A 14,206-nucleotide genomic window follows, 5' to 3' on the forward strand; every position below is an offset into this window, starting at 1 on the left:
GGGAGAACTCGTGGAGGAAACGAAAGAACCGAAATCGCATATACCGATTCGGCTGAACATTTTGTTCCTGATCGTGTTCCTGTTTTTTGCCGCTATCATTTTGCGTCTCGCTTTCGTGCAGCTGGTAGAAGGAGAGCAGTACCGACATGAGCTGGAGAAATTCAGTATTCGCGAGCTGCCGATTTCAGCTCCGCGGGGCAGGATTCTCGACAAGAATGGAGCGGTGCTCGTCTCCAACAAGCCGGTTTATACGGTGCAGTATGTGGAAGAGCAAGGACAGGATATTGATGAAGAAAAAGTAGCAGATCGCCTGGCCAAAATCCTGATTCCCGATGGAGGGAAATTGGGGACGGACAAAGAGCTGCTGAAAAAAACCATTGAGCTGCGGTCTACATTGCCGGTAGCTTTTGATGAGAAGAAAACGAATGAGCTGAAGGCGCTGATCACGCCGAAGCTCCAGCTGGTTCCAAAGCAGGAGCAGGTCGATTCGATGTCCGACTACAACCTGGTGAAGACGGCTCTGTACGTGGGGCTGCGCGTACGCTCTCCTTTTGATGATAAAGAGAGAGAGACCGTCATCAACAAATTGAAAACGAGCATGAAGAACGGCAATGCTACGGCACTGGATGGACTGTCCGACCTGGAGCTGCTAAAGACGGCGTTCAATGCAAATGTCCAGTTCTCCCTTACACTGGATAAAGAAGACCGCGATGATTTGATCAAGGAAGTAAAGGCACAAATCAGGCAGCTGCCGACACCTGCTCAGCTCTCGGACAAGTCTGACATGGATTTGCTCCGTTACGCCTCCTTGTTCGAACTGGACGTACCTCTGCCTTTGACGGATCAACAGCGCCAGTTCCAGTGGCATAAGCTGTCCCTGCTTCAGGAAATGCGCTCTCCGCAAATGGCGAGCTACATCCCGCGTCGTGTGAAGGTAAACATCACACAGCAGGAAATGTTCCAGATCGAGGAGAGACGGACAGAGCTGCCGGGGATCAGCGTAGAGCTGGAGCCGGTCAGACAAATCATGCCCGACCCCGATGGTACAGCCTTTGGCACGCACTTCCTCGGGTACATCAATGCGATTCGCCCGGAGAGCTTAAAGGAATACGAGGCACAAGGGTATAATGCCATCGACCGTGTAGGGGTAACCGGGCTTGAAGCCTACTACGAGCGATACCTGCGTGGAAAAGACGGGATCATGGATGTCCACGTCAACAAAAACTCGGAGACGGTTGAGAAGACCATGCGTCAGGCACCGGAACCGGGTAATGATCTCGTGCTTGCCCTGGATTGGCGCTTCCAGAGCAAGGTAGAGGCTATTTTAAAGGAAGAAGTCGAAGCCTATAAAAAGAAGCCAACCACGCCAAAGGAATTTAAGGATGCTCACGTAATGGCCATGAACCCGAATACGGGGGAAATTCTGGCGATGGCGAGCTACCCTGACTACAATCTAAATCTGTACTACGACCGGAAAGAGTTTAACAAGGTATACTCCTCGTTGATTCTCCCGAACGAATCCAACCGTTTTATTTACACGCCTTACCCGCCGGCTTCCACATATAAGCCGCTGTCTGTCATGATTGCCTTGCAGGAAGGGTTAACCACTCCGAATGAAACTATCTATGACCGCGGAGGCTTGGAGGTAGGGACTTCGTACAAGCGGAACTGGAAAGCGGGAGGACACGGTCCGGTCAATGCGAGACGTGCCCTGCAAGTATCCAATAACACGTACATGTACGAAATGGCGATTCGTCTGGCAAAGAAAGGCACACAAGGCTGGGAGAAACAGTTTTCCGTACTCGACTTTTACAATGCGCAGTTTGGTCTCGGGGTAAAAACCGGTATTGACTTGCCGGGAGAAAAAACAGGCTGGGAAAACCCCAACTTGTACTACGGTAACCTGGCGGATGCGATGATCGGGCAGTACGATCTGTTTACCCCCATTCAGATCGCGCAGTATATATCGACGATTGCCAACGGTGGCTACCGGATTCGTCCGCATCTCGTCAAAGAAATCCGCAGAGGGACGACAGATCCGAAAAAACCGGGACAGACGCTGACTTTGATTGAGCCGCAAGTCTTGAATCGGGTAAACATCGATCCGAAGTACATTCAGGTCGTAAAAGAAGGGATGCACTTGGTTACGCAACCAGGTGGTACCGTTTCCCGTGCCTTTACTGGCTTGCCGTACAATGTCGCTGCCAAGTCTGGTACCGCTCAGACTGGGCGTCGGGCAGAGAACGCGCTGGTCGTAGGGTTTGCTCCTTACGAAAATCCGCAAATCGTGTTTGTTGTCGTGGCACCTAACAGTTTGAAGGACGGAACCTCCAGTTCGGATGCAACCGGTCCCATTTCTCGTCGTTTGCTGGAGGCGTATGACGAATTAAACCCGGGTGTGCTGCACCCAGCATCGCCCACTTCTTCATCCACAACCAAGCCTTAAAGGTTCAAATGGCGTGATGTGACCCGATTCGGCAAATTTTTCAAGTAGAGCAGGAAAAAAGTTTCTGTATGGCGAATGGTATCGGTCGAGGTGAAACAGGTGACGACTGTGAAAAGCAAGGTCACAATCAAAGGAACAAAAGAGGGGCTCGTCTTCTTCATGGACGATACCTGTTCCTTCGAAGAACTGCTGACCGATGTGCGTGAAAAAATAGAGCATAGCCATCAACAGATTTTGTCAGGACCGCTGATTCGGGTTTCCATTAAATTGGGGAAAAGATACTGCTCACCAGAGCAACAGGAGCAGTTGACTCAAATTATCCGGCAAAAGGGGAATCTGGTCATTCATACCGTCGAGGCGGATGTGATCACAAAAGAGGAAGCTTTTGCCGAACGCCTGAAAACACATTTTTCCGTCCAGGTACACACGGTTCGCTCTGGTCAAGTACTCGAGTACGACGGAGACTTGCTCCTTTTGGGGGATGTCAACCCGGGAGGAATCGTTCGCAGTACGGGAAATATCTATGTTCTGGGTCATCTGCGAGGCTATGCGCATGCAGGGATCGATGGTGACAGTCAGGTCATTATTGCCGCAGCGGTGATGAGTCCTACCCAGCTGAGGATTGCCGATGTAATCAGCAAGCCGGGGGAAGAGTGGACCAATCATTCCGGGGGTACAGAGTTTGCGTACCTGGAAAATGGAACGATGCTGGTGGCGAAAATGAACTATCTGGCGCGGATCCGACCAGAACTGGGAGAAAAGAAGGCTTGAGGCTTTGTGGGTAGAGTGAAGAGGGGGAACGGACGTGGGGATAGGAATAGTCGTAACTTCGGGGAAAGGCGGCGTGGGTAAGACGACCACCTCCGCGAATTTAGGTACTGCGCTTGCTTTGCTGGGACAAAAGGTGTGCATGGTCGATACGGATATCGGTCTGCGCAACCTGGATGTAGTCATGGGCTTGGAGAATCGGATCATTTACGATCTGGTCGACGTTGCAGAAGGCGCATGCCGATTGCAGCAGGCATTGATTAAGGACAAGCGATTTGAAAATCTGTCGCTTTTGCCGGCTGCCCAGACGAAAGACAAGTCTGCAGTTACACCTGAACAAATGGAAGAAATCGTTACGCAATTGAAACGAGAATTCGATTATGTCATCATCGACTGCCCTGCCGGAATTGAGCAAGGCTTCCGCAATGCAGTGGCTGGTGCTGATCAGGCGATAGTCGTTACGACACCGGAAAAAGCGGCAGTACGTGACGCTGACAGGATTATCGGACTCTTGGAGCGCGAAAAGGTCGGCATGCCGAAGCTGGTTATCAACCGTGTGCGTTCGCATATGGTGAAAAATGGTGATATGCTGGATGTAGAGGACATTCTGGATTTGCTCGCCATTGACTTGATCGGTGTGGTACCGGATGATGATCATGTCATCAAATCAGCAAACCAAGGCGAGCCAGCTGTGATGAACCACGAGTCTCGCGCTTCCATCGCGTATCGCAATATTGCCCGCAGACTTTTGGGTGAAGCTGTACCCCTGCAGCCATTAGAAGAAAAAGCAGGGATGTTCCATAAAATGCGCAAGTTTTTTGGCTTGAAATAGGTTAGGCATGGCTCCCGTCTGAAAAAGGTGGGAGCCACGTTTTCTAGGAGGACGAGCATGGACCTGGAAAAACGACATTTGAAAACTGTCGACTGGACCATCATCATGATTTTGGTGGGGCTCGGGATCTTCAGTTACCTGGGAATCTCCGGTTCTGCCGCAGGTGTCGATAAAGCTCATCAGCAGGTCGTCTGGTACATCGTTGGATTTGCCGTACTAGTGGGTACCTTGTTGTTTGACTACCGCCTGTTCTACAACATGTCGTATGTTTTGTACGCGATCGGGCTGATCCTCTTGATCGGGGTTTTTCAGACAAAGCCGATCAACAATACAACAAGCTGGTATGATCTGGGACCTGTGCTGCTGCAGCCGTCAGAGCCGATGAAGCTGTTCACCATTTTGACGGTAGCCCGGTTCATGGCAAAGCGGGCCGAGGATCCGGATCGGTTTTACTATTTTTACAAGCTCATCCCGGTGGCCTCGCTCGTAGGCGTTCCGCTGCTGTTAATTCTGATACAGCCTGACTTGGGGACGGCCCTTGTCTATACCGGTATGCTTGCAACAATGCTGATTGTCGGTGGGATCCGCTTGAAGCATGTCGTCTACGTGGGAGCTCTTGTAGGCAGCTTTTTTGCTGGTATGACGCTGCTTTATCAATACAAGCAGGAGATTTTCTTTAAGATCATCAAGCCGTACCAATGGGATCGGATCATCTTCTGGATGGATCCGGATCTGGAGGCGATGGGAAGAGGCTTTCAGCTAAAGCAGGCTTTGATCGCGATTGGCTCTGGCCAGCTCTTTGGAAAAGGAATCGATACACCGACGCAAGCGAGCTTCGGTTGGGTTCCGGTCGGGGAGAGCGACTTTATCTTCACGGTCATTGCAGAAAAGCTTGGGTTTATGGGTGCAGGGCTTCTAATGATCCTGTTCTTCTTTTTGATTTATCGCATGATCCGTATCGCGATGGAAGCCAAAGATCCATTTGGCTCCTATGTAGTAGCGGGTGTGGTCGGCATGCTGACCTTCCAAATCTTTGAGAACATCGGCATGACGATCCAGTTGATGCCGATCACCGGGATTCCGCTTCCCTTTATTAGCTACGGGGGGAGCTCGCTGATTACGAACTTCCTGATTATCGGTGTAGTTTTGAATGTCGGCATGCGCAAGGACAAGCTGCGTTTTGACTAAAAAGCGTGACAAATGGAAGGCGCTGTGATAAAATCATCCTAAGTTAACCATTTTTACAAGTAATAGTGTTTGATGGATTGGTTATGGAGTCGTACCGGTTGAGTGTGACGAACCATTTGTCAATCTCAGCTATGTACGACTTTTTTCCTTGACGCAAAAAGCTTTCTGTAAAAAAGGGTTGACGCTACACTTTTTCGCCTCGTGGGGCGTAATGTTCAGGGAGGTTTTGTTTCATGCAACAAGGTATCGTAAAATGGTTCAATGCGGAAAAAGGATACGGCTTCATCCAAGTTGAAGGTGGAGACGACGTATTCGTACACTACAGCGCGATCCAGTCAGAAGGTTTCAAATCTCTGGACGAAGGTCAAAAGGTTGAGTTCGAAATCGTTCAAGGTAGCCGTGGACCTCAAGCTGCTAGCGTAACTAAACTGTAATTTAACTTCGGCAGATTCAGAGGCAGTCTCTCAATGGGGAGACTGTCTTTTTTGTTTTTCAAGAACCTATTGATACGAAATGCCCACCTGGACACGGGTCATAAAGCAGGTAGACAAGTCATAAGATGGTACAAAGGCTTGGCCTGCGGAGGGATGAGGATGTTTCGTGAAGTCGATCGGGTGAAAGAGAGAAGACGGGAGAGGTTAGAGCGGATCCGCATGCAGCCGCGGGACAGCTTTTCGCCTTTTGTGGATGATTGGAAGGATCCTATTGAGCCTACTGCGGAGCCGTTCGCCTTTTCCCTCAAAGAGGAAGATCCGGTGAATCACCGCCATTCACATGAGACGTGGGGGCTGCAAATTCTTGCATCGGTACTGTTAGTCGGCGCAGCTTACTTGCTCTTTCAGACGTCGCTCATTCCCGCAACGTGGAAAAACTCGGCACGTGAAGTCATGACCCGCGACTTTAATTTTTCGGGTGTGGCCGATTGGTATGAAGCACGGTTTGGCTCGTTGCCTACTCTGCTTCCTTCTCTACATGGTCCGAATGCTGTACCTGCAGCGGGTACGACGACAAAACAGGTGGATGCTTGGAAACTGCCGGCGAACTGGAAGGTAGTCAAGTTCTTTGAACCGAAAAGTGCAAAAGTCGTACTGACCACGGCTTTGGATGATCAGGTAACGATTGGTGAAACGGGTTGGGTCACATATGTGGGGGAAAAGCAAGGATACGGTACGACCGTGGTTGTCCGTTTAACGAAAGATCGCGAAGTGTGGTTTGGAAATCTGGAGCGAGTCGCTGTAGCAAAAGATGATGTTTTGCAGGCAGGGCAGGAAATCGGAGTGGCAAGGGCGGTGAACAACAGCTCCAGGCATCTTTATCTGGGGGTCAAGCAGGAGGATCAATTCGTGAATCCGCTGGATGTGATCCCATTTGAGTAGAGCTTTCTTTGGGGTTCGCATTCGCATTCACTTGCTGTTCTGGGCGGTTATTGGCCTGTCGATCATGACGGGCCATTTTTTAGAGGTCCTTACGCTGTTCGTCATTGTGCTCATCCACGAGATTGGCCATGTAGCGATGGCGCGTGAGCTGGGCTGGACCGTGACGGAGGTACAGCTGCTGCCCTTCGGCGGAGTCGCAACGATGGAGGATGCCTATGCGACCGACCCGCTGGATGAAATCGTGGTAGCGCTGGCTGGACCATTCTTGAATGTTGTAATGATGGCTGTCTCCTACTTGTTCTGGTACACGGGCATATGGACAGAGGAATGGGCGTACTTCTTTCTGATCAGCAACGTGACGATCGCTTTGTTTAATTTGCTTCCCATTTGGCCGCTCGATGGCGGGCGAATTGTCCAGGCGATCCTGTGCTGGTTTATGCCTTACCGCCAAGCAGCGATCATTTCGTTGACAGGCAGTACGCTCCTGGCGGGTCTCTTGGTAGGCTTGTCGGCATGGGAGCTTAAGATCAACGTGCTTGTGATCGGGGTATACCTGCTTGCGGTCAATATTCAAGCGTTTCTTCGTTTTCCCTATCAATTCTTTCGTTTTCTCATGGAAAAATACGTTCGGCAGCCGGATGAATACGCCGTTCAGGCACTCAGTGTCGAGCCGGGAGAGACGGTTCTGGAGGTTGCGCACAAGCTGAGGCGAGGGTGCTCCCATCTGTTTTACGTTCAGGGAGCCGGGCTGCTTCCAGAGGAACAGCTTTTGCATGCTTTACTTTTTGAGCAGAAACACGATGCCAAGATCGGTCAGCTTGTCTAAGAAAGGGAATTCCACTCCATAAGCCAGCAGTCTCGCAAGCTTCCTTCGTGCCATTCGTGACGAGGATGCCATTTTACTTTCTGGAAGCCGCATTTTTCGTAGCAGCGTATCGCCCGAGCATTGGAAGCCTGCGGATCGAGAACAACCTTCTGAGCGCCAAAATGCGTAGACAGGTGAACGAGAAGGGTTTGAACGAGGAAGGTCCCAAGGCCTCTGTCCCAGTACGACGGTTCCCCGATGAATTGATCTATGCCGTAGATGATGCTAGAAGGATCATATCCGTACGCCTGCTTGCTCTCCTGATCCAGCGGGTAATACTGGCCGTACCCGATAGGATGTCCGTCATAGAGAAACAGGCAGCGGGACGTATCGTCATCTTTCGGGTAGAAATGCTCATGAACAAGCTGTAGATCATGAGGGCGATCACGTCCTTCGTAATAGTGAAGCACGCGCTCGTCCGAAAGCCACGTAACCAAGAAAGGAGCATCCTGCAAAAGCAGGGGACGCATTTTCAACAAGGCAGCTCTCATCGTCATTTCTCCTTTGGCAGCTTGCCTTTTCTTTTCCAAATACCTGTGATAGGATTACTTCCTGGAAGTCCGAAAGTCCTTTTTTTCGGGCTAATGAGTACGGGACAAGCAGGAAATGGGAGTGTGGTTGTGTTGAAACAAGTAGCGATCAGCGGGAGCGGTGGTGTGCTGCGAGCCGCATTGCTCGAAAACGGGCGGTTGCTTGAGTGGCGTGAGGAGAACGAAGGGCAGGGAGTTTTGGCAGGAGATGTGTATCGCGGTCGGGTCGCGGATGTCTTGCCAGGGATTTCGTCCGCGTTTGTCGATATTGGCGTTGGGCAAAATGCTTATCTGTATGTGGATGACACCTTGCCGAGGAGAGGTTCTGCACCTGGCAAAGCGAATATCAGCGAGCGTGTGCAGGTCGGTGAAAAGGTGATCGTACAGGTGAGCAAGGAAGGCACGGAGCTGAAGGCGCCGAAAGTGACGGCGCGGATTAGCTTGCAGGGCAGGTTCCTCGTGTATCTCCCGGTAGAAGCAGGTGTATCCCTTTCCCGCAAGATTACCGATCCGGCAGTCAGACAGCAGCTCACTGAGAAGCTTTCAGCGCATCTCGCACCTGAAGAAGGCATCATCGTAAGGACGGAGGCGAAAGACGCGCCAGAAGATAGGCTCCGCGAAGAACTGGCTTATTTGAAGAAGCGTTGGCGCGAAATCATGGCTCATGCAGACCAGGTAAAGGGTCCTGGACTTGTGACGAGAGAAATGGCGCTGCTAGAGTCGATCATCAGAGACTTGGCTGCTTGGGGTGTGGAGGAAGTGCTGGTGGAGCACGGTCCTACGCTTCAGCAGGTAAAAGAAGTGATGCGGGTGTTTGCCGAGGAAGACTTGAACAAGCTGCGCGCGTACCAGGGAAGAGAGCCGTTATTTACGCAGCTGGGAATCGATGCGCAGCTTCAGCGGGGATTGAATCGGCAGGTACCGCTGCAAAGCGGGGGGCATCTGGTCATCGATCGAACAGAAGCGATGACGGTTGTCGATGTCAATACGGGCGCATTCACAGGGAAAGGCGGCCAGCAAAGGGAACAGGCGATTACTGCCGCGAATGTGGAAGCTGCTGTAGAAATGGCAGCACAGCTTAGGCTTCGAGATATTGGCGGGATTATTATCATCGATTTCATCGACATGAAGGAAGCGGCGAACAAGGAGAAGGTATTGGCGGTGCTGAAACGGGAGCTCGCCCGTGATCCTGTGCCGTCCACCGTTTTAGGCATGACTGCTCTTGGACTTGTGGAAATGACCAGGAAGCGCGTGCGTGCGAGCTTGTCGGAGAGATTGACGGAACCTTGTGCTGCGTGCGAAGGCCGTGGCCGAGTATGGTCGGTCGATGAAATGAAGCGCCGTCTATGCAGTGAGCTGACGTCTCTTGCGAAAGGCCAAGAGGCAGAGGCAGCGGTAATTGAACTGCCGAAACGGCTGTATCAACCTTTGTCTGAGCTGGGCAGCGAGCAACTGAAGCTGTGGCCTGTGCACTTGTTCCTGATTGAAGCTCCTGCGTTAAAGCCGGACGAGTATCGGATCGTGTACGCAGGTCGCACAGAAGAAGCCAAGCGATTGTACGGAAAACAATCGTAAATGACTTGACTGGGCGCTCTTTGCTGTGATAACCTAAGGTTTGTCATGCAGCTATGTCTCGTGCATACTGTAACCGCACGAATCAGGTACATAAGCCGTCGCTTGCGACGCACCTGCTGGGGCGAGTCTGAGTATAGGAGGTGCACACAGTGTACGCAATTATCGAAACCGGTGGAAAGCAATACAAAGTTGAAGAGGGTTCTGTTCTCTTCATCGAGAAACTGGCTGGCAACGAAGGTGAAGCTGTTACTTTTGACAAAGTTCTGTTGGTAAACAAGGACGGTCAAGTAACTGCAGGTGCTCCTACTGTTGCTGGTGCTACGGTAACTGGTAAAGTAGAAAAACACGGTAAACAATCTAAAATTATCGTGTACAAATACAAAGCCAAGAAAAACTACCGTCGCAAGCAAGGTCATCGTCAACCATTCACCAAAGTTGTGATTGAAAAAATCAACGCTTAATTTTGGGCGAATCCGATGATTACCGTAAAAGTGCAGAGAAATGAGCAAAATGAGATTGAAGCCATTACCGTTTCGGGACATGCCAACGCTGCTAAGCATGGTTCAGACATCGTCTGCTCTGCTGTATCAGCGGTGAGTATGGGAACGATTAATGCCGTAGATCTTTTGCTCAATAGTGATCCGGATGTTCAGCTCGCAGAGAAGGATGGCGGCTTCCTGAAATGGAACGTGCGTCCTGTAGAAGACCCGCTGGTCAGCGAAAAGCAGCAGCTTTTAGCTGAGGGCATGGTTGTCTCTCTGTTTATGATTGCTGAATCATACGGAAAATACGTTACGGTTCATGATACAAAATGGCAAGGAGGTGTCTGACATGAACTTTCGTTTTCCTGTAGACCTACAGTTCTTCGCTTCGAAGAAAGGGGTAGGTTCCACAAAGAACGGTCGCGATTCCATTTCCAAACGTCTGGGAGTGAAACGTGGTGACGGTCAATTCGTTACAGCTGGAAACATCCTCGTTCGCCAACGCGGTACGAAGATTTACCCAGGTACTAACGTAATGAAGGGCGGAGACGACACTCTGTTTGCAACAGCAGACGGCGTTGTTCGTTTCAAACGTCTGGGCCGCGATCGCAAACAAGTTGTGATCGAACCAGTTGCTTCTGAAGCGTAAATAGTGGATGAAAGGAAACCCAGCCTTGTTGCTGGGTTTTTCTTTTTCTAATGGGTGTTTTCTCTTTGGAGAAAAGGGGAAAATAAAGGATAGCGATCTGTTTGATTCAGTAGAGGTTTTCTTATTTATACGGGAATTTTTTGTGGTACAATAGGACAGAAAGAAATCTTATCGACTTGGGTGAATGTGATGAGGGACGAGCGGAGGCTGTTTACGCAGCAAACTGACCAGCTGCTAACCGTACTGAACCGGCAGCGGCATGACTGGTTGAACCACGTTCAGGTTCTGCTCGGCTATTTGCATTTGAACCGTACTGAACAGGGAGAAGCGCATTTAAAACGCATTGCGGAGCTGGCTATGCAAGAAAGCATGATCGCCCGTTTGAACAGCTCTCTGTTGTCTGTCTTTTTCTTGACATTTAATGCGCTGAACAAGGAAATGCTTTTGGAAGTAGAAGTGTGCAACGAAGTGGACCTGATGAGGGTCGCACTGAGTGAGCAGCAATTGTTTCAGCTGATGTCAGAGATATTATGCACAGTGAACGATCATGTAGATCCTAACAGCTATGAACCTGCGAGCATGCAGCTTTCCTTGGTAGCGGACGCATGCGGCGTTCATTTTCGTTTTGACCTGGCCGGAAAGCTATGTGCATCCGGATTGGAAGAACTGGAAAAACTGATACGTAAAAATGAACAGAGTACGGTGGAGGTCACCGAGTGGATACATACGGAAGAGGAATGGATTTTGGATTTGCGGATTCCATTCGCGTAATGAAAGAGGTGACACCATGTTTGTCGATCAGGTAAAGATTTATGTGAAAGGCGGGGACGGGGGAAACGGAGCCGTCTCCTTTCGCCGGGAGAAATACGTTCCATTAGGTGGACCAGCCGGTGGTGACGGAGGTCGCGGCGGAGATGTTGTGTTTGTAGTAGATGAAGGACTGCGAACGCTGGTTGATTTCCGCTACCAGAAGCACTTCAAAGGACCGCGTGGGGAGCATGGCCGCAATAAAGGTCAGCACGGCGCAGGCGCGGAAGACATGCTGGTGCGCGTGCCACCGGGAACAACCGTCATCGATGATGATACCAAAGAAGTGATCGCGGATCTGGTCGAGCATGGCCAGAAAGCGGTCATTGCAAAAGGCGGGCGCGGCGGTAGAGGAAACATGCGTTTTGCCAACTCCTCCAACCCAGCTCCGCACATCTCTGAAAACGGGGAACCGGGTCAGGAACGCTACATCGTGATGGAGCTGAAGCTGATTGCAGATGTAGGATTGGTTGGCTATCCGAGTGTAGGGAAGTCTACTCTGTTGTCCAGCGTGACTGCAGCCAAGCCGAAAATTGCCGCTTATCACTTCACGACGCTGACACCAAACCTCGGTGTGGTGGAAGTGGGGGAGAACAGCTTTGTCATGGCCGACCTGCCAGGTTTGATCGAAGGGGCGCATGAAGGCGTTGGACTGGGTCATCAGTTCCTGCGTCACGTCGAGCGTACGCGTTTGATCGTGCACGTGATTGACATGGCAGGCGTCGACGGGCGTGACCCGTACGAGGATTATTTGCAGATCAACCGCGAGCTGAAGCTTTACAACCTGAAGCTGGAAGACAGGCCGCAAATCGTGGCTGCCAACAAAATGGACATTCCCGATGCCCAAGAGAACCTGGCACGCTTCAAGGAAAAAGTCCCGGGTGTGACGGTTTACGAAATTTCTGCGGCTACTCAGGAAGGCGTTCAGGAACTGATGTATGCCGTCGGTGATCTCTTGGCGACGATTCCGGACAAGCCAGCTGTCGAAGAAGTGGCTGAAGTCGAAGAACGCGTCGTGTTCAAGGCTGAGAAAGAGCCGGATCCATTTGAAATCACACGTGACAACGACGTGTTCGTAGTCAGTGGGGATAGAATTGAAAAGCTGGTTAGAATGACCAACCTGAACAGCTACGATGCCGCTCAGCGCTTTGCCAAAATCATGCGCAGCATGGGAGTGGACGAAGCCCTGCGCAAGCACGGTGCCCGTGATGGAGATACCGTACGCATCGGTAAGCTTGAGTTTGATTTCGTGGAGTGACGAAAACCATGACGGATGTCCCATCTCTTAGCCCATTTCTATCTGACAAACGGTTCCAGCGCGGATCCATTTTACCGATGATGATCTCCAGGCAAGTCAAGACACCATTGCAAGTCATGGTGGAGCATGTAAAAGGTGGGTATCTCGTAGTTTCCACCGAGATGAACGCGGAAGCCAAGACAGCACTGATTGGTTCAACCGTGCGTTTGCGGTGGGAGACGGATGCGTCTGTCAACACCGTTGATCTGGAAGTCGTACAAGAGCAAACGATATGGCCGATCAAGCTGTTGGCATTGATCCCGATCGCGATAGGCGTAGAAATCGTGGCGATGGGAAAAAGCGGACTAGTCTCACCAGACAGGCCGATTCACGTTCCGTTCAAGGTGATGGGAGCAAGACCGATCGAGGAAAAAGGAGAAGCGGACCTGCTCAAATTTTCTCCGACTCGGTTGGTGCTTCGTACCGACTCCTACGTGTCAAAGGGTGACTTCATCCATTTGTCGTTTACAGTACCGAACCAGCAGATGGAGATTGTCGGAATGGCAAAAGTGGTAGAAAAGACGTTTCAGGACACGCAGACAGTGATTGAATTGATCTTTACGGATATTCATGACAAACATCATCAAGTCATCAAAGATTATTATAAAAAACTGTCGACCGCCGCTTCTTACTGAAGAAGCGGTTTTTTTCCTTTGCTGTTCCTGTGAAGAAGGTATATAGTATAGGCATAGAGTTCTTATTCGTGCCTGTTCCCTAGAATTGATCTGGAAGAGCGACTAGCCTGTTATATCAACTTGTGAAATATTGCACATTGATATTTCCATCCGTTTGCATACTGCACTTTGTGAAAAATAGAACAAATAGGTTAGACTATCGGATACAGGGTGAATTTCGGCCGTCACTCGGATGAACAGGCAACGAGAATACCAGGCCTCTATTCCAAAGCAAAGGAGGACGTTTTCTTATGTCACAAACAACTACGCAACAAGCTGAAGCAGCTGCTACAGCGGCTCTGGCACCCGAGCAAATGGATGTGCTCGATCAGTTGATGAAACCGGAAATCCAAGAATCGTTAACTGTTTTGGTGGCGAATTTGCCTAAATTGGCAGAGATGACAACGATCCTGACCAAGACGTACGATCTGGTACAGACAGTGGCAAATGACCAAGTACTGATCCAGGACCTCAAAGGCGGAATGGAAGAGTTCGTCAAACCGATCCAAGACAAAGCAAAAGGGATCGCCCAAGCAGCAATCGAAGCTAACGATCGTTCTCACGTCGAGTCGTCTACGATCGGTTTGTTTGGTATGCTCAAAATGCTGAAGGATCCGCAAGTACAAAAAACCTTGCGTTTTGCTCAAGCATTCCTGGAAGTACTCGCTGAGCGCGAGCAACAAAAGCGCTAACCACACATAACGAACGAAAGACAAG

Annotated in this window: 16 protein-coding genes and 1 other annotated feature; of the genes, 15 read left to right on the plus strand and 1 reads right to left on the minus strand. The window is 50.5% G+C overall.

Going from position 1 to position 14,206, the window contains the following annotated elements; genetic code table 11:
* The first annotated feature begins 10 nt into the window (after positions 1 to 10).
* From EDM59_RS17710 to EDM59_RS17740, 7 genes are all read left to right on the plus strand, one after another.
* Positions 11 to 2,446: a peptidoglycan D,D-transpeptidase FtsI family protein gene (locus EDM59_RS17710; RefSeq protein ID WP_122924798.1), complete on the plus strand. Its 2,436-nt coding sequence runs from the start codon at positions 11 to 13 to the stop codon at positions 2,444 to 2,446.
* A gap of 99 nt (positions 2,447 to 2,545) precedes the next feature.
* Positions 2,546 to 3,217 (plus strand): septum site-determining protein MinC, encoded by a 672-nt coding sequence (gene minC / locus EDM59_RS17715; protein ID WP_122924888.1) that lies wholly within the window; start codon positions 2,546 to 2,548, stop codon positions 3,215 to 3,217.
* Between the two features lie 34 nt (positions 3,218 to 3,251).
* A complete protein-coding gene (gene minD, locus EDM59_RS17720; protein ID WP_122924799.1) occupies positions 3,252 to 4,046 on the plus strand; it encodes a septum site-determining protein MinD in 795 nt (264 codons plus the stop codon).
* A 57-nt stretch (positions 4,047 to 4,103) separates the two neighbouring features.
* Positions 4,104 to 5,234 carry an FtsW/RodA/SpoVE family cell cycle protein gene (locus EDM59_RS17725; protein ID WP_122924800.1) on the plus strand — a complete coding sequence of 377 codons (1,131 nt, stop codon included), beginning with the start codon at positions 4,104 to 4,106 and terminating at the stop codon, positions 5,232 to 5,234.
* 233 nt (positions 5,235 to 5,467) lie between these two features.
* Positions 5,468 to 5,668, plus strand: coding sequence for a cold-shock protein (locus EDM59_RS17730; RefSeq protein ID WP_005832370.1), 201 nt, complete (start codon positions 5,468 to 5,470; stop codon positions 5,666 to 5,668).
* A 159-nt stretch (positions 5,669 to 5,827) separates the two neighbouring features.
* Complete coding sequence (locus tag EDM59_RS17735; RefSeq protein WP_122924801.1) at positions 5,828 to 6,610, plus strand: M23 family metallopeptidase; 783 nt, start codon at positions 5,828 to 5,830, stop codon at positions 6,608 to 6,610.
* A 64-nt stretch (positions 6,611 to 6,674) separates the two neighbouring features.
* Positions 6,675 to 7,436 (plus strand): M50 family metallopeptidase, encoded by a 762-nt coding sequence (locus EDM59_RS17740; RefSeq protein WP_425455995.1) that lies wholly within the window; start codon positions 6,675 to 6,677, stop codon positions 7,434 to 7,436.
* Here the strand turns inward: EDM59_RS17740 and EDM59_RS17745 are convergent.
* Entirely contained in the window at positions 7,433 to 7,972 is a 540-nt protein-coding gene (locus tag EDM59_RS17745; protein ID WP_425455989.1) for a GNAT family N-acetyltransferase, read from the minus strand. The two genes, EDM59_RS17740 and EDM59_RS17745, sit on opposite strands and share 4 nt — an antisense overlap.
* 123 nt (positions 7,973 to 8,095) lie before the next feature.
* On the opposite strand from EDM59_RS17745, the gene EDM59_RS17750 reads away from it, so the two are divergent.
* The 8 genes from EDM59_RS17750 (at position 8,096) to EDM59_RS17785 (ending at position 14,181) form a co-directional block, all read left to right on the plus strand.
* Positions 8,096 to 9,580 (plus strand): Rne/Rng family ribonuclease, encoded by a 1,485-nt coding sequence (locus tag EDM59_RS17750; RefSeq protein WP_246011097.1) that lies wholly within the window; start codon positions 8,096 to 8,098, stop codon positions 9,578 to 9,580.
* Positions 9,581 to 9,641: 61 nt separating this feature from the next.
* Positions 9,642 to 9,719 (plus strand) — a sequence feature (ribosomal protein L21 leader region).
* Positions 9,720 to 9,729: 10 nt separating this feature from the next.
* Positions 9,730 to 10,041: a 50S ribosomal protein L21 gene (gene rplU, locus EDM59_RS17755; protein ID WP_122924804.1), complete on the plus strand. Its 312-nt coding sequence runs from the start codon at positions 9,730 to 9,732 to the stop codon at positions 10,039 to 10,041.
* A gap of 15 nt (positions 10,042 to 10,056) precedes the next feature.
* Positions 10,057 to 10,410 carry a ribosomal-processing cysteine protease Prp gene (locus EDM59_RS17760; RefSeq protein ID WP_092269546.1) on the plus strand — a complete coding sequence of 118 codons (354 nt, stop codon included), beginning with the start codon at positions 10,057 to 10,059 and terminating at the stop codon, positions 10,408 to 10,410.
* Position 10,411: 1 nt separating this feature from the next.
* Complete coding sequence (gene rpmA, locus EDM59_RS17765; RefSeq protein ID WP_122924805.1) at positions 10,412 to 10,711, plus strand: 50S ribosomal protein L27; 300 nt, start codon at positions 10,412 to 10,414, stop codon at positions 10,709 to 10,711.
* A gap of 189 nt (positions 10,712 to 10,900) precedes the next feature.
* On the plus strand, positions 10,901 to 11,482 hold the full coding sequence (locus tag EDM59_RS17770; RefSeq protein ID WP_092269543.1) for a Spo0B C-terminal domain-containing protein: 582 nt from the start codon (positions 10,901 to 10,903) through the stop codon (positions 11,480 to 11,482).
* A gap of 16 nt (positions 11,483 to 11,498) precedes the next feature.
* On the plus strand, positions 11,499 to 12,776 hold the full coding sequence (obgE, locus tag EDM59_RS17775) for a GTPase ObgE (RefSeq protein WP_122924806.1): 1,278 nt from the start codon (positions 11,499 to 11,501) through the stop codon (positions 12,774 to 12,776).
* Positions 12,777 to 12,784: 8 nt separating this feature from the next.
* Complete coding sequence (locus EDM59_RS17780) at positions 12,785 to 13,450, plus strand: PilZ domain-containing protein (RefSeq protein WP_122924807.1); 666 nt, start codon at positions 12,785 to 12,787, stop codon at positions 13,448 to 13,450.
* Positions 13,451 to 13,740: 290 nt separating this feature from the next.
* On the plus strand, positions 13,741 to 14,181 hold the full coding sequence (locus EDM59_RS17785; RefSeq protein ID WP_122924808.1) for a helical membrane plugin domain-containing protein: 441 nt from the start codon (positions 13,741 to 13,743) through the stop codon (positions 14,179 to 14,181).
* Positions 14,182 to 14,206 lie beyond the last annotated feature (25 nt).

This window comes from Brevibacillus nitrificans (assembly GCF_003710965.1).
Taxonomy (GTDB): Bacteria; Bacillota; Bacilli; order Brevibacillales; family Brevibacillaceae; genus Brevibacillus; species Brevibacillus centrosporus.

What these genes read in the sequence shown, in the direction of transcription:
- EDM59_RS17785 (WP_122924808.1), top strand. Translation starts at nt 13,741, where the DNA reads ATGTCACAAACAACTACGCAACAAGCTGAAGCAGCTGCTACAGCGGCT.
- EDM59_RS17760 (WP_092269546.1), top strand. Translation starts at nt 10,057, where the DNA reads ATGATTACCGTAAAAGTGCAGAGAAATGAGCAAAATGAGATTGAAGCC.
- EDM59_RS17735 (WP_122924801.1), top strand. Translation starts at nt 5,828, where the DNA reads ATGTTTCGTGAAGTCGATCGGGTGAAAGAGAGAAGACGGGAGAGGTTA.
- EDM59_RS17745 (WP_425455989.1), bottom strand. Translation starts at nt 7,972, where the DNA reads ATGACGATGAGAGCTGCCTTGTTGAAAATGCGTCCCCTGCTTTTGCAG.
- EDM59_RS17725 (WP_122924800.1), top strand. Translation starts at nt 4,104, where the DNA reads ATGGACCTGGAAAAACGACATTTGAAAACTGTCGACTGGACCATCATC.
- EDM59_RS17780 (WP_122924807.1), top strand. Translation starts at nt 12,785, where the DNA reads ATGACGGATGTCCCATCTCTTAGCCCATTTCTATCTGACAAACGGTTC.
- EDM59_RS17770 (WP_092269543.1), top strand. Translation starts at nt 10,901, where the DNA reads ATGAGGGACGAGCGGAGGCTGTTTACGCAGCAAACTGACCAGCTGCTA.
- rpmA (WP_122924805.1), top strand. Translation starts at nt 10,412, where the DNA reads ATGAACTTTCGTTTTCCTGTAGACCTACAGTTCTTCGCTTCGAAGAAA.
- obgE (WP_122924806.1), top strand. Translation starts at nt 11,499, where the DNA reads ATGTTTGTCGATCAGGTAAAGATTTATGTGAAAGGCGGGGACGGGGGA.
- EDM59_RS17740 (WP_425455995.1), top strand. Translation starts at nt 6,675, where the DNA reads ATGACGGGCCATTTTTTAGAGGTCCTTACGCTGTTCGTCATTGTGCTC.
- EDM59_RS17730 (WP_005832370.1), top strand. Translation starts at nt 5,468, where the DNA reads ATGCAACAAGGTATCGTAAAATGGTTCAATGCGGAAAAAGGATACGGC.